Source organism: Streptomyces sp. NPDC127190 (genome assembly GCF_042672505.1).
Classification (GTDB): Bacteria; Actinomycetota; Actinomycetes; order Streptomycetales; family Streptomycetaceae; genus Streptomyces.
In genome coordinates this window covers 616,128-630,172 of record NZ_JBHXVE010000001.1, presented here as the reverse complement: position 1 = coordinate 630,172, position 14,045 = coordinate 616,128, and the positions used below count along the sequence as shown (strand labels likewise).

Below are 14,045 nucleotides of genomic sequence, written 5' to 3'. Positions count from 1 at the left end.
TAGCCAACACCCCCTGGGTGGGGTATATGTCGGCCCGTGCGCGCGCATTTGGCCCCGCGCGCCCCGGGGGGGGCGCCCCCCCCCCCCTCCGCGGTCTCGGGGGCCCGTCAGTTCTGGCGGCGGCTGCGGGCGCAGCGCGCCGCCCTGGTCGCCGCGGCCGTCGTCGCGCTGCTCGTCCTGGTCGCGCTCGCCGCGCCGCTGCTCACCGCTCTGGAGGGCCAGGACCCCACCAGCTACCACCCGGCGCTGATCGACTCCGCGCGCGGCGGCGTGCCCGTCGGCTCCCTCGGCGGCATCGGCGCCGACCACTGGCTCGGCGTCGAACCGCAGACCGGCCGTGACCTGTTCGCCCGGCTGGTGTACGGGGCGCGGGTGTCCCTGGGCGTCGCGCTGGGCGCCACGGTGGTGCAGGTGGTCCTCGGCCTCGCCATGGGCGTCGCCGCCGGCCTCGGCAACCGCTGGGTCGACCTGGTCCTGAGCCGCGTCACCGACATCTTCGTCGCCATGCCGCTGATGATCATGGCGCTGGCGCTGCTGGCCGTCGTACCGGACGGCTTCCCCCGGCCGGTGCTCGTCGCCCTCGTCATCGCCCTGGTCAGCGGCTGGAGCACCACCGCGAAGATGGTGCGGGCGCAGACCCTCACCCTGAAGAACCTCGACCATGTCGCCGCGGCCCGGCTCAGCGGCTGGAGCACCGGCCGGATCGCCGTCCGGGAGCTGCTCCCGGGACTCGCCGCGCCGGTCATCACCTACGCGGCCCTGCTGATCCCCGCGAACATCAGCGCCGAGGCGGCCCTGTCCTTCCTCGGCGTCGGCGTCAAGCCGCCCACGCCCTCGTGGGGACAGATGCTCACCTCCGCCGACGTCTGGTACCAGGCGGCCCCGCAGTATCTGCTGCTGCCCGCCGCCGCCCTGTTCGTGACCGTGTTCGCGCTGACCGTCCTCGGCGACGGCGTCCGCGTCGCCCTGGACCCGCGCGCGGCCTCCCGGCTGCGCATCGGCACCGGCCGCAAGCGCGAGGCCCGGGCGACCGTGCGGAAGGAGGACCGGGCATGAGCGGCCTCACCGGTTTCGTACTGCGCCGCCTGATCGGCGCCGTGGTCACCCTGTTCGCGCTCTCGGTGATCATCTACGTCGTCTTCTACGTCACCCCCGGCAACGTCGCCCAGATCACCTGCGGCCCCCGCTGCTCCCCGGAACAGGTCCACCAGGTCGCGCAGCAACTGCACCTGGACGACCCGCTGTACGTCCGCTTCGGCCACTTCGTGCAGGGCATCTTCGCGGGCCAGGACTTCTCGACCGGCACCGGTGTCGAGCACTGCGCGGCACCCTGCCTCGGCGAGTCGTACCAGAGCGGCCGGCAGGTCACCGACATCATCCTCACCAAGCTGCCGGTGAGCTTCTCGCTGGTGCTCGGCGCGATGGTGATCTGGCTGCTGCTCGGCATCGGCACCGGCGTGCTGTCCGCGTGGCGGCGCGGCCGTCTCACCGAGCGGATCCTGACCACGGTCACCCTGGCGGGCGTCGCCACACCCGTCTTCGTCATCGGTCTCGTCCTGATGATCGTCGTCTGCGGCGAACTGGAGCTGCTGCCCTTCCCGGAGTACGTGGCCTTCACCGACGACCCCGAACAGTGGGCGTGGAACCTGCTGCTGCCCTGGCTCTCGCTCGCCCTCATCGAGGCGGCCAACTTCGCCCGCCTGACCCGGGCGTCGATGCTGGAGACGCTGGCCGAGGACCACATCCGCACGTTCCGCGCCTACGGCGTCGGCGAGCGCGCGCTGATCGTGCGGCACGCGCTGCGCGGGGCGACGGCGTCCGTCATCGCGCTCAACGCCGTCACCTTCGGCTCGGCCGTCGGCGGTGCCGTGCTCACCGAGACCCTGTTCGGCCTGCCCGGCATCGGCCAGGAGCTGGTGCGCGCCGTGAAGGTCGTCGATCTGCCGGTGGTCGTCGGGATGGTCCTGGTCATCGGCTTCTTCGTGGTCATCGCCAACGCCGTCGCGGACGTGCTGTACGCGGTGGCCGACCGACGGGTGGTGCTCGTATGAGCCTGGTGGAAGTGACGGACCTGACCGTCGAGTTCGGCGCGCTGCGGGCCGTGGACGGGCTCTCCTTCAGCCTGGCGAAGGGCGGCGCGCTGGCCCTCGTCGGCGAGTCCGGCTCCGGCAAGTCCACGGTCGCGGGTGCCCTGCTGGGCCTGCACCGGGGCACCGGCGCCCGGGTCGGGGGCACGGTCCGGGTGGCCGGCACCGACGTGCAGACGGCCACCGACGAGGAGCTGCGACGGCTGCGCGGCGCCCGCGCCGCCATGGTCTTCCAGGACCCGCTGTCCTCCCTCGACCCCTACTACGCGGTCGGCGACCAGATCGCCGAGGTGTACCGCGTGCACACGCGCGTGTCGCGCCGCGCCGCACGCGCGCGTGCCGTGGAGGTGCTCGACCGGGTCGGCATCCCGGACGCGGTACGGCGCTCCCGGTCGCGCCCGCACGAGTTCAGCGGCGGCATGCGCCAGCGCGCGCTCATCGCCATGGCGCTCGCCTGCGAGCCCGAGCTGCTGATCGCCGACGAGCCGACCACCGCGCTCGACGTCACCGTCCAGGCCCAGATCCTCGATCTGCTGCACACGCTGCGCGAGGAGACCGGCATGGGCCTGCTGCTCGTCACCCACGACGTGGGCGTGGCCGCCGAGAGCGTCGACGAGGTGCTCGTCATGCGGCACGGCAGGGCCGTCGAGCACGGCCCCGTCGGCGAGGTCCTCGCCGCGCCCGCGCAGTCGTACACCCGCGAACTCCTCGACGCCGTCCCGCGCGTGGACGCGCGCCGCACCGGCTCCCGGGCCGCTGACGAGGTCGTGCTGGAGGCCACCGGGGTGCGGCGCGAGTTCGGGCGCGGCAGACGGGCGTTCGCCGCCGTGGACGACGTCTCGCTGACCCTGCGGCGGGGCGAGACCCTCGGCGTCGTCGGCGAGAGCGGCAGCGGCAAGACCACGCTCGGCCGCATGCTGGTCGGACTGCTGGAGCCGACGGCCGGTGCCATCCGCTACGCGGGCCGTCCGCACACCGGCGTGCATCCCGCCGTGCAGATGGTCTTCCAGGACCCCGTCTCCTCCCTCAACCCGCGCCGCAGCGTGGGCGAGTCCGTCGCCGACCCGCTGCGCGCGCGGGGCGAGCGCGACGAACGGCGCATCAGGCAGCGCGTGACAGAACTGCTGGAGCGCGTGGGGCTCGAAGGGGCGCACTACGACCGCTACCCGCACGAGTTCAGCGGCGGCCAGCGCCAGCGCATCGGCATCGCCCGCGCGCTCGCCGCCGAGCCGCGCGTCATCGTCTGCGACGAGCCGGTCTCGGCGCTGGACGTCACCACCCAGGCCCAGGTGGTCGCCCTGCTCGGCGAACTCCAGCGGGAACTGGGCCTCGCGCTGGTCTTCATCGCGCACGACCTCGCCGTCGTCCGCCAGGTCAGCGACCGGGTGGCGGTCATGCGCAAGGGCCGACTGGTCGAGTACGGCCCGGCCGACGAGGTGTACGACAGCCCGCGCGAGGCGTACACCCGCCAACTTCTGGCCGCCGTACCCGCGCTCGACCCGGAACTGGCCGCGCGGCGCCGCGCGGCCCGCCGCGCACCCGCCGTGGCGTAACGTTTCGTGCACGCGCGATAGCACTGTGCCGCCTTAGCGCCGGGAAACGCGACCCGCACGCGAAAGTTACGTCCGTTCACCCCTTTTGGTGGCGCGATGGACAACCGTCCGTCGCGCCACCGCCTTGTCCGCTTACGTTCGTCCCGCTGCGAGCCGCCGGACGACGGCGGCTCACCGAACGGGAGATCGGGGGTGCACACGTGCGCATCGGACTGCTGACGGAGGGTGGCTACCCGTATGTGAGCGGTGACGCCGGACTCTGGTGCGACCGGCTCGTGCGCGGGCTCGATCAGCACGAGTTCGACATCTACGCGCTCAGCCGCAGTAGGCGCCAGGAGGACGAGGGCTGGGTCCCGCTCCCACCGCAGGTCGGCCGCGTGCGAACGGCACCGCTGTGGACGGCCGAGGACGACGGGGCCGGGTACGGGCGGCGCGTGCGCCGGCGCTTCACCGAGTGCTACGGCGAGCTGGTCGGCGCGGTCTGCGCCGGGACCGAAACCGTCGCGGGCGGTGGTGCGGACGGCTCGGCCGATGGGGTGGCGGACCGTTTCGGCACCGCGCTGTACGGACTCGCCGAACTCGCCCGCGAGCACGGTGGACTGGTCGGCGCCCTGCGCTCCGACACCGCCGTACGCACCCTGGAACGCGCCTGCCGCGCCCCCGGCGCGCTGCGCACGGCGCGCGAGGCGCGGGTCCCCGAACTGCTCGCCGTCGCCGCGCACCTCGAACGCGCCCTGCGCCCCCTCTCCCTCGACTGGTACGGCGACGCCGACCTCGGCGCGGCCGATCTGTGCCACGCCACCGCCGGCGGCCCGGCCGCCCTCCCCGGGCTGCTCGCCCGGCACTTCTGCGGTGTGCCGCTGCTGGTCACCGAGTACGGCGTGCAGCTCCGCTCGCACTACCTGGCCCTCGGCCCCGACGCCGCCGCCCCCGCCGTACGCGCGCTCCTGGCCGCCTTCCACGGCCGGCTCGCCGCGGAGGTCTACCGCCGGGCCGAGATCCTCACCCCCGGCAACGCACACGCCCGCCGCTGGCAGGAACGCTGCGGTGCCGACCGGGCCCGGATCCGCACGGTCCACCCGGGCATGGACGCCGCCCGCTTCACGGAGGCCGGCGAGTCCCCGGACCGCGCCGACCCGGACACCCTGGTCTGGGTCGGCCGGGTCGAGCCCGCCAAGGACCTGATCTCCCTGCTGCACGCCTTCGCCGAGGTCCGCAAGGAGGAACCCACGGCCCGGCTGCGGATCGTCGGCGCGCCGGCCGGCCCCGAGGGCGAGGCCTACCTGGGCCACTGCCGGGGGCTCGCCGCCCAGCTCTTCCCGGACGAGGCGGAGGGCGCGCACGCCGTCGGCGACAACCCCGTCTCCTTCGAGGAGATCGGCGGCCCCGAGGCACCCACCCTGCCGGACGCGTACGCCGCGGGCGCCGTCGTGGTGCTCTCCAGCGTGGTGGAGGGCTTTCCGATCAGCCTGGTCGAGGCCATGTTCTGCGGCCGGGCCACGGTGTCCACGGACGCCGGAGCCGTGGTGGAGGTCATCGGCGGCACCGGTCTCGTCGTGCCCCCGCGCAACCCCCGGGCGCTCGCCGAGGCGTGCGTGGCGCTGCTGCGCGACCCCGAGCGGCGTGCGCGCCTCGGTGCCGCCGCGCGCGCCCGGGCGCTCGAACTGTTCACCGTCGAGCAGAACATCGCGGCATTTCACGGCATTTACCTGGAGATCGTTTCGCACTGCCCGGTGCGCCGGGTGGTCCTGGGCGAGACCGGGGAGCCCCTGCCGTTCGCCGCCCCCGCCGAGTCCCGCGTCCCCGGCGACTGGACCGGCCCCACGGCGCGCGTCCTTCCCCGGTCCGTCCCGGCCTGGGCCACGGGCGCGCCGGTACGGGCGACCTCGCTGGCGGCAGTGGAGGGGGCGCGGTGAACGAGGCGGAGGAAACGGCGGTGCCCCGCCCGGGGAGGGGCTCGGACGGCCCCGGGATGCCGAGCGGTGCGGATCCGTGGGACGCGCGGTCGCGGGCCGTGGTGCCCTCGGCCGGCGCGAGCGCGCCCGCGTCGGCCGGGCCCCGGGCCCAGGCCGAGCCCGCCCCGCCGACCGGCCCCGGCCGGGTGGGTGTCGTCGCCGGTCCGCAACCGGTCGCAGGGCGCGGCCCCGCACCCCGGCGGGCCGGTGCCGACCCCGTGAAGGCCCTGCTGCACCGGCACCGCGAGCTGTGCGAGCGGGCCGTGGACCCGCTGGAGATCGCGGCCGGCCTGGAGGCGCACGGGGTCACCGACCGGACCGCCGTGCGCTTCCGGCACCGGGACGTCTTCTCGCTCGCCGAAGAGCTGTACGCGCGCGTGCCGCGCACCGGCGAACCGCGCCCCGGACCCGAGCCGCCGCCCGTGCCCCGGGTCCGTCCCGGCTGGGTCCTGCTCACCCTGCTGCCCGGGGCGCTCGGCACGGCCACCGTGGCGGGACTCCGCCTCACCGCCGGCCAACCGCGCCTGCTGGTCGGCCTCGGCGGCATCCTCGCCGTGGCGCTCGCCCTGCGCGCCGCACTGCGCCAGGGCCCCCTCGCCGCACCGCCCGGCACGCACACCTGGCGGACGGCGAGCGGCACGCGCGTGTGGACGCTGTGGCTGCTGGCTTACGCCCTCTTCGGCGACGGACTGCTACGGGCGGTCGACAGCGGCGGGCCCGACGCCCTGCCCACCGGCGCCCCGGACGGCCCCTGGCCCACCGCCACCGCGCCGGTCCTGGCACTCCTGCTGGCCTGCGCCCCGGCCGCCTGGTGCGCGCACCTGCTCACCGCCGGCGCCCGCCGCCGGCTCGCCGGCAGCCGGGGCCTGGAGGAGTTCCGGGACGCGGCGAAACCGCTGCTCTTCGGCACCTTCGCCCTGTTCCTGGGCGCGCTCGCCGCGCTGCTCCCGCTGTGCGGCACCGCCCTGCACGAGCCGGTGGCCTACGGACAGCCCCTCGCGCTGGGCGCGCTCCTGCTGCTCGCCCGGCTGCTCGCCGTGCACCACCACCGGCACGCCCCCGCCCTCGCCCTGGGCGCCGCCGCGGCCACCGAGGCCATGACCCTCGCCCTGCTCCTGGCCGGCCGGCTGCCCGGCTGCGCGGTCCTCGCGACGCCCGCCCGCACCCTGATCACCGCCTGGGGCGCCACCGTCGTACCGGTACTCGCCTGCGGCACCGCCGCCCTGGCCCTGCTGCTGCACGCCGGCCGCACCCTCACCCAGGCTTCGGCCCACGCGCCCACAGGAGCATCCGAGTGAACCAGGGAGTACCGAGCGACCACGGGAGCACCTGAGTGAGCACGGGCGCGCCCGAGCGACGACCTGCGCACCTGAACGACCACCGGAGCGCCCGAGCCGCCCCGGAGCGCCCCGAGTGAATCGTGCGCCGCCGGACCGGCACGCCACCGGAGGCACCTCGCACCACCCCCCTGAAGGAGAACACCAGATGACCACCGCCCGCCCCCGAGCGTCCGCAGCCACCGGAGCCCTCCGCACACCCGGACCGGCCGGAGCCCCCGGATCCACCGGGACCCCCGCCGGGCCCCTCGCGCCGGCCCTCGCCGGGGCTCTCACGCCGGTCCGTACCACCGGCGCGCACACCCCGGGAGGCGCGCGATGAGGGTTCTGCTGATCGGAGCCAACGGCTACCTCGGCCGCTTCGTCGCCGACCGCCTGCTCGCCGACCCCGCCGTCCAGCTCACCGCGCTCGGCCGCGGCGACGACGCCGACGTCCGCTTCGACCTCGCCACCGGCAGCCCCGGCGCGCTCACCCGCTTCCTCGACGCGGTCCACCCCGGAGTCGTGATCAACTGCGCCGGCGCCACCCGGGGCGGCGCCCGCGAACTGACCCGGCACAACACGGTCGCCGTCGCCACCGTCTGCGAGGCGCTGCGCCGCAGCGGCTGCGGCGCCCGCCTGGTGCAGATCGGGTGCAGCTCCGAGTACGGCCCCAGCCAGCCCGGCTCCTCCACGGCCGAGGACGCCGTACCGCGCCCCGGCGGCCCGTACGGCGTGAGCAAGCTCGCCGCGACCGAACTGGTCCTCGGCTCCGGCCTCGACGCGGTCGTCCTGCGCGTCTTCTCGCCCGCCGGCCCCGGCACCCCGGCCGGCTCCCCGCTCGGCCGGCTCGCCGAGGCCATGCGGCGCGCGATGCAGTCCGGCGACGGCGAACTCAAGCTTGGCGGCCTCGGCGTCCAGCGCGACTTCGTCGACGTCCGCGACGTCGCGCGCGCCGTGCACGCCGCCTCGCTCTCCGCCGCGCAGGGCGTCATCAACATCGGCTCCGGCCGCGCCGTCCGCCTCAGAGACGCCGCCGCCGTCCTCGCGCGCGTGGCCGGATACGGCGGCGCCCTGCACGAACTCGACACCCCGCCCGGACCGCTGCGCGCGGCCATCGGTCACCCCCGCGCCGATCACGACGGGGTCCCGGTCGCGTACCCGTACCCGGACGGCTGCGGCAGCTGGCAGCAGGCCGATGTGCGCACCGCCCGCGACCGGCTCGGCTGGCGGCCCCGGATCAACCTCGAGGAGTCCCTGGCCGACATCTGGATGGAGGCGGCATGCCGCATCTGACCGGCGGTGCGCCGGCCGCCACCGGCACCGGCCTGCGCACCGCCCTCGGCATCCCCGGCTACGCCCACCCGCTCGTCGCCCCCGCCCAGTGGGCCGAACTCGCCCGCCCCGGAGTGCCGGTGGACTGGGTCGTCCTCGATGTGGCCGCGGGCCCCGGCAGCCGCCCCGACCCGCACTGCCTGGAGGCCACCGGACGGCTGCGCGGCGCCGGCGTCCGGGTCCTGGGCCACCTGGACCTCACCTACGGCGCCCGGGTCTTCGGCGACCTGCTCGCCGACGCGCACCGCTATCTGGACTGGTACCGGGTCGACGGCTTCCTGCTGGACCGCTGCCCCGGCGGGCGCGCCGCCCTGTCCGAGGTCCGGCGCGCGGTCACCACTCTCCGGGCGATCAGTGACAGCGCTCACATCGTCCTCGGGCACGGCAGCCACCCGTACCCGGGCTACGCCGAGCAGGCCGACCAGCTGGTGACCTTCGCCGGCCCGTGGAGCGAGTACCGCTGGTCGCAGGCGGCCGAGTGGACCGCCGACTACCCGCCCGACCGCTTCTGCCACTTCGTGCACGGGGTGCCCCGGGGTCATCTGGAGGAGGCGCTGCGCATCGCGCGCTGGCAGGGCGCGGCGACGATCTACTTCACGGACCACACCGACCGGGACGGCCGCACCGGCCCCTGGGAGACCATGCCCGGCTACTGGGACGACATTGTCTCGCGTATCGGAACAGGTGTCTCGGAATGAAGATGGCCATGGCAGTGTTACGAGGAGAACATCTGTAGTGATTGACCGACCAACGGAGTTCCCGTGTCGCTGCCACCCCTGGTCGAGCCAGCTGATGAGCTCACCGTAGACGAGGTCCGCAGGTACTCCCGCCACCTGATCATCCCCGATGTGGGCATGGACGGGCAGAAGCGGCTGAAGAACGCCAAGGTGCTCTGTGTGGGCGCCGGCGGCCTGGGCTCGCCGGCGCTGATGTACCTGGCCGCCGCGGGCGTGGGCACGCTGGGCATCGTGGAGTTCGACGAGGTCGACGAGTCGAACCTGCAGCGCCAGATCATCCACAGTCAGTCCGACATCGGCCGCTCCAAGGCCGCGTCCGCGCGTGACACCGTCCAGGGCATCAACCCGTACGTCAACGTGGTCCTGCACGAGGAGCGGCTCGAGGCCGACAACGTGATGGACCTGTTCAGCCAGTACGACCTGATCATCGACGGCACGGACAACTTCGCGACCCGCTACCTGGTCAACGACGCGTGCGTGCTGCTGAACAAGCCGTACGTCTGGGGTTCGATCTACCGCTTCGACGGCCAGGCCTCGGTCTTCTGGTCGGAGCACGGCCCCTGCTACCGCTGCCTCTACCCGGAGCCCCCGCCGCCGGGCATGGTCCCCTCCTGCGCCGAGGGCGGCGTCCTGGGCGTGCTCTGCGCGTCCATCGGCTCCATCCAGGTCAACGAGGCCATCAAGCTCCTCGCGGGCATCGGCGAGCCGCTGGTCGGCCGCCTGATGATCTACGACGCCCTGGAGATGACCTACCGCCAGGTCAAGGTCCGCAAGGACCCCAACTGCGCGGTCTGCGGCGAGAACCCGACCGTCACCGAGCTCATCGACTACGAGGCCTTCTGCGGCGTCGTCTCCGAGGAGGCCCAGGAGGCGGCCGCCGGTTCGACGATCACTCCCAAGCAGCTCAAGGAGTGGATCGACGACGGCGAGAGCATCGAGATCATCGACGTCCGCGAGCCGAACGAGTACGAGATCGTCTCCATCCCGGGCGCCAAGCTGATCCCGAAGAACGAGTTCCTGATGGGCACGGCTCTGGAGAGCCTCCCGCAGGACCGGAAGATCGTCTTGCACTGCAAGACGGGTGTCCGCAGTGCGGAAGTCCTGGCGGTCCTGAAGTCCGCGGGCTTCGCCGACGCGGTCCACGTCGGCGGCGGCGTCATCGGCTGGGTCAACCAGATCGAACCGCACAAGCCGGTCTACTGATCACCGGTTCCGCCGACCAGCGGGACTGACGAAGCCCACGGCTCTGAGCTGCTCAGATGCCGTGGGCTTCCGGCAGTGTGGGTGTCTAGGAGGCGGGACGGCTGGCGGCTTCGGCCTGGGCGATGGCTTCGGCTTCGCTGTCGGCCAGGGCGAGTGCGACACCGAACGCCTGGGCTATGTGGCCTGCGGCCGACATGACGCGTGCTGTCCCGACGACGGGAGCGATGGCGACGAGCAGGTCCTGGAGCTGTTCGACCGTGAACTCGGCCTTGATCGCGGGGTTGATGTGGGCCAGGTAGGAGATCGCTGGTGCGTCCATGGCCACGAGTGCGGCGATGCGGGACAGGATCAGCGTGCGCTCGTCCATGTGGCAGTGCTCGATGGAGTCGATCGTCATGGCGGCGATCGTGTCGAGTACCGGAGTCTCAGGTGCAGCAGCCATGATTGGCCCGCCTTCTTGCGATGTAAGGGAGTTGAGTTGCCACCCGCTCAAGCGGGACCCCCCTGCGCAGCAGCCGGATGCAACTCAAGCGTAGGCACGCTCAGATGGCCGCGCACGTCGAGCCGGACTGCCGGACGTCATGAGCAGACCGTGCCGTCCTTCGGGACGGTTCCGTGCAGCAGATAGGCGTTCACCGTCGAGTCGACACATTCGTTGCCGTTGCCGTACGCGCCGTGTCCCTCGCCCTTCCAGGTCAGCTCGACGCCGACCCCCATGCCCAGCCCGTCGACCATCCGGCGCGCGCCCTCGTACGGGGTCGCCGGGTCGCCCGTGTTGCCGACGACCAGGACGGGTGCCGCGCCCGGTGCGCTCACCTCGGGGTGCTCGAACTGGCCCGGTACCGGCCAGTCGTGGCACCAGCCGGCCGTGTCCCAGCCCAGGAAGTCCCCGAACACCGGGGAGATCCGCTCGAACCGGGCGAGCCGCTTCCTCGTCTCGGCGGGCGTCGGCCGCTGCCGTTCGTCCAGGCACGATATGACCCGCTGGGAATGGGACACCGTGCCGTAGTGGCCCGTCGCGTCCCGCTCGTTGTAGTCATCCGCGAGGGCGAGCAGCGGCGCACCGTCGCCCCGCTCCGCCGCGTCCAGGGCGCGGGTCAGTGTCGGCCAGCTGGACTGGCTGTACAGCGGCAGCACGATCCCGGTGACCGCGAGCGTCTGGGTGAGCCTCCGCCCGGAGGACGCGGGCAGCGGCTCGGCGTCGAGCCGCTTCAGCAGACCGGCGATCTTCTGCGAGCCCTGAGCGGGGTCCTGGCCGGTGGACTTCAGATAGTCGTCCAGCGCCCGCTGGAAGCCGCGGGCCTGGTTCTCGGCCTGCCCCACCGTGTCCGCCGTGGGGTCCACCACCGCGTCCAGGACCAGCCGCCCCACGTGGGCCGGGAACAGGTGGGCGTAGACGCCGCCGAGTTCGGTGCCGTAGGAGATGCCGACGTAGTGCATCCGGGTGTCGCCGAGGACCTGGCGCATCAGGTCCATGTCGCGGGCGGTGTCCGTGGTGGACACATGGGACAGCAGCCGGCCGGCGGCCTTCTGGCAGCCCTTGCCGAAGTCGGCGGCGTCCGCCAGATACGCCTTCTCCTCGGCCGGGGTGTCCGGTGTGGCGTCCACGTCCTCGGCGGCCTCGAGCTGCCGGTCGCTCCGGCAGCGCACGCCCTCGCTCCCGCCGACCCCGCGCGGATCCCAGCTCACCAGGTCGTAGTGCTCGCGCAGGGCGGCGGCGGTGGCCGCGTAGTACGGCAGCGTCGACACGCCCGAGCCGCCGGGGCCGCCGAAGTTGAACAGCAGCGAGCCGATGCGGTCGCCGCCGGTCGCCCGCGCGCGGATCAGGGCGAGCCCGATCGTCGTACCGCCCGGCCGGGACCAGTCGAGCGGCGCCGTGAGGGTCGCGCACTGCCAGTCGGCGCTCGGCGCGGGCGAGCCATCGGTGGCCTTGCAGCCGTGCCAGTCGAGGTGCTGGGAGGTCAGGGAGGCCGGCAGGGCCGCCGAGGTGTGCCTCGCAGAGGGGAGAGGCGCCGTGCCCTTGCCCTCGCCCGTGTTCTTCCCCTCGTCCGACGCGCCACCGCCGCAGCCGGCCACCAGCAATGCGGCGGCCACGGCGGCCGCCCACCGCGAGACTCGCACCATGCGCACCCCCCTGACAGGCCCTGCGCGTCGTGCCGCGCCGGGCGTTCAGGCCATGGTAGGCGCCCCGGGCCAAGCCCGTGCGGGCCTGTGGATAACTCTCTGACCTGCGAGTTTACCGAGATTTCTTGGGTCGGACGCGTCCGCACTCGGGCGCGGTGCGCAGGGCGTCAGGAGCAGACCGTGCCGGGCTTGGGTTCCGTGCCGTCGAGCAGGTAGCCGTTCACCGCGCTCTGCACGCACCTGTTCTTGCTGTCGTACGCGCCGTGCCCCTGGCCCTTGTACGTCAGCTCGACGGCGACGCCCTTGCCGAGCGCGTCCACCATCTTCTTCGCGCCCTCGTACGGCGTGGCCGGGTCGCCGGTGTTGCCGACGACGAGGATGGGCGCCGACCCGGACGCGCTGACATCGGGATGGTCGGCCGCGCCCGGCACCGGCCAGTCGGTGCAGCTGATCATGGACCAGGCCAGGTAGTCGCCGAACAGCGGGGAGGCGGCGCGGAACTCGGGCAGCTTCCGCTGGACGTCGTCGGCGGTGTACCGCGGCTTCTCGTCGGCGCAGTTGATGGCGATGTTCGCCGCGGTGATGTTGCTGTACTCGCCGTTCTCGCTGCGGCCGTTCATCGAGTCCGACAGCAGCATGAGCACCTTGCCGTCGCCCTCGTACGCCTGCGCCAGGCCTTCGGTGAGGTACTCCCAGAAGTCCTTGGAGTACAGGGACTGCGCGATGCCGTTGGTGGCGCCGGTCTGGGTGAGCTGGCGCGGGAAGATCCCCGGGATCGGCTTCTTCTCCAGGTCGTTCAGCAGTTTCGCGATGCGGTCCTTGACGTCCTGGGCGGTGTTCCCGATCGGGCATTCCGTGCTCTTCGAGGTGCAGTCCGCGGCGAAGTTGTCGAGCGCGAGCTGGAACCCCTCGGCCTGCCCGAGCGCGCTCTGTTCCGGGTTCTGGGTGGGGTCGACGACGGCGTCGAGGACGGCGCGGCCGACGTTCTTCGGGAACAGGTGGGCGTAGACCCCGCCGAGTTCGGTGCCGTAGGAGATGCCGAAGTAGTGGAGTTTGGCGTCGCCGAGGACCTGGCGCATCAGGTCCATGTCGCGGGCCGCGTCCGTGGTGCGCACGTACGGCAGGATGCGCTGGGATTTCTTCTGGCAGGCCGCGTTGAACTGCTTGGTGCGGTCCAGGAGTTGGGTGCGCTCGGCGCTGTCGTCGGGGGTCGCGTCCTGCTGGAAGTACACGTCCAGCTGGGAGTCGCTCTCGCACTTCACCGGTGCGCTGCGGCCGACCCCGCGCGGGTCGAAGCTGACCAGGTCGTAACGGGTGCGCAGGGCGGCGTAGTCGGTGCCGAACGCGGGCAGTGTGCTGACCCCGCTGCCGCCCGGGCCGCCGAAGTTGAACACGAGCGAGCCGATCCTTCTGCTCGCCGGACCGCTGGCCCTGGCACGGATGAGGGCGATGCCGATGGTGTCGCCCTTGGGCTTGCTCCAGTCCAGGGGCGCCTGCATGGTGGCGCACTGCCAGGTTCCGCCGTTCGGCAGCGGTGACGGGGCGCTGCCGCCGCCCTCCGCCTCGGAGGGTGCGGGGCAGTCCTTCCAGTCCAGCTTCTGCGCCGTGAGATCCCCGTCCTTCTTGCCGTCACCGCATCCGGCCAGCAGGGCGCAGAGCAGCACGGCTGCGGTGGTCAGGACGGTGGCGCGGCAGCGGGAGGGGTTCGCCATGCTCCCATCCTGGGGGCGCGCAC

General features: G+C 73.3%; 11 protein-coding genes. 8 read left to right on the top strand and 3 right to left on the bottom strand.

The annotated features are described in order from the left end of the window. Positions 1-36 precede the first annotated feature (36 nt). The 8 genes from ACFVIU_RS02740 to moeZ all read left to right on the top strand — a co-directional run bounded on the left by ACFVIU_RS02740 (position 37) and on the right by moeZ (position 10,186). The gene (locus ACFVIU_RS02740) at positions 37-1,056 is read left to right on the top strand and encodes an ABC transporter permease (RefSeq protein ID WP_385840143.1); all 1,020 of its coding nucleotides are present in this window, start codon (positions 37-39) and stop codon (positions 1,054-1,056) included. Continuing rightward, complete coding sequence (locus ACFVIU_RS02735; protein WP_385840141.1) at positions 1,053-2,051, top strand: ABC transporter permease; 999 nt, start codon at positions 1,053-1,055, stop codon at positions 2,049-2,051. The genes ACFVIU_RS02740 and ACFVIU_RS02735 overlap by 4 nt, the downstream gene beginning before the upstream one ends. Further along, positions 2,048-3,640 (top strand): dipeptide ABC transporter ATP-binding protein, encoded by a 1,593-nt coding sequence (locus tag ACFVIU_RS02730; protein ID WP_385840140.1) that lies wholly within the window; start codon positions 2,048-2,050, stop codon positions 3,638-3,640. Before ACFVIU_RS02735 ends, ACFVIU_RS02730 begins: the two co-directional genes overlap by 4 nt. Positions 3,641-3,840: 200 nt before the next feature. Further along, entirely contained in the window at positions 3,841-5,556 is a 1,716-nt protein-coding gene (locus tag ACFVIU_RS02725) for a DUF3492 domain-containing protein (RefSeq protein ID WP_385840139.1), read from the top strand. A gap of 257 nt (positions 5,557-5,813) precedes the next feature. Further along, positions 5,814-6,893 (top strand): hypothetical protein, encoded by a 1,080-nt coding sequence (locus tag ACFVIU_RS02720; protein WP_385840325.1) that lies wholly within the window; start codon positions 5,814-5,816, stop codon positions 6,891-6,893. Between the two features lie 357 nt (positions 6,894-7,250). Then, positions 7,251-8,207, top strand: coding sequence for an NAD-dependent epimerase/dehydratase family protein (locus ACFVIU_RS02715; RefSeq protein WP_385840138.1), 957 nt, complete (start codon positions 7,251-7,253; stop codon positions 8,205-8,207). Continuing rightward, positions 8,195-8,944 (top strand): spherulation-specific family 4 protein, encoded by a 750-nt coding sequence (locus ACFVIU_RS02710; RefSeq protein WP_385840137.1) that lies wholly within the window; start codon positions 8,195-8,197, stop codon positions 8,942-8,944. The genes ACFVIU_RS02715 and ACFVIU_RS02710 overlap by 13 nt, the downstream gene beginning before the upstream one ends. 63 nt (positions 8,945-9,007) lie before the next feature. After that, positions 9,008-10,186 (top strand): adenylyltransferase/sulfurtransferase MoeZ, encoded by a 1,179-nt coding sequence (moeZ, locus tag ACFVIU_RS02705; RefSeq protein WP_385840135.1) that lies wholly within the window; start codon positions 9,008-9,010, stop codon positions 10,184-10,186. An 85-nt stretch (positions 10,187-10,271) separates the two neighbouring features. On the opposite strand, the gene ACFVIU_RS02700 is transcribed toward moeZ, so the two are convergent. From ACFVIU_RS02700 to ACFVIU_RS02690, 3 genes are all read right to left on the bottom strand, one after another. Next, complete coding sequence (locus tag ACFVIU_RS02700) at positions 10,272-10,628, bottom strand: carboxymuconolactone decarboxylase (RefSeq protein WP_385840134.1); 357 nt, start codon at positions 10,626-10,628, stop codon at positions 10,272-10,274. A 137-nt stretch (positions 10,629-10,765) separates the two neighbouring features. After that, the gene (locus ACFVIU_RS02695; protein ID WP_385840132.1) at positions 10,766-12,310 is read right to left on the bottom strand and encodes an alpha/beta hydrolase; all 1,545 of its coding nucleotides are present in this window, start codon (positions 12,308-12,310) and stop codon (positions 10,766-10,768) included. A 167-nt stretch (positions 12,311-12,477) separates the two neighbouring features. After that, complete coding sequence (locus tag ACFVIU_RS02690) at positions 12,478-14,022, bottom strand: alpha/beta hydrolase (protein WP_385840131.1); 1,545 nt, start codon at positions 14,020-14,022, stop codon at positions 12,478-12,480. Between the last annotated feature and the right edge of the window lie 23 nt (positions 14,023-14,045).

What these genes read in the sequence shown, in the direction of transcription:
- ACFVIU_RS02715 (WP_385840138.1), top strand. Translation starts at nt 7,251, where the DNA reads ATGAGGGTTCTGCTGATCGGAGCCAACGGCTACCTCGGCCGCTTCGTC.
- ACFVIU_RS02730 (WP_385840140.1), top strand. Translation starts at nt 2,048, where the DNA reads ATGAGCCTGGTGGAAGTGACGGACCTGACCGTCGAGTTCGGCGCGCTG.
- ACFVIU_RS02690 (WP_385840131.1), bottom strand. Translation starts at nt 14,022, where the DNA reads ATGGCGAACCCCTCCCGCTGCCGCGCCACCGTCCTGACCACCGCAGCC.
- ACFVIU_RS02710 (WP_385840137.1), top strand. Translation starts at nt 8,195, where the DNA reads ATGCCGCATCTGACCGGCGGTGCGCCGGCCGCCACCGGCACCGGCCTG.
- ACFVIU_RS02735 (WP_385840141.1), top strand. Translation starts at nt 1,053, where the DNA reads ATGAGCGGCCTCACCGGTTTCGTACTGCGCCGCCTGATCGGCGCCGTG.
- ACFVIU_RS02695 (WP_385840132.1), bottom strand. Translation starts at nt 12,310, where the DNA reads ATGGTGCGAGTCTCGCGGTGGGCGGCCGCCGTGGCCGCCGCATTGCTG.
- ACFVIU_RS02700 (WP_385840134.1), bottom strand. Translation starts at nt 10,628, where the DNA reads ATGGCTGCTGCACCTGAGACTCCGGTACTCGACACGATCGCCGCCATG.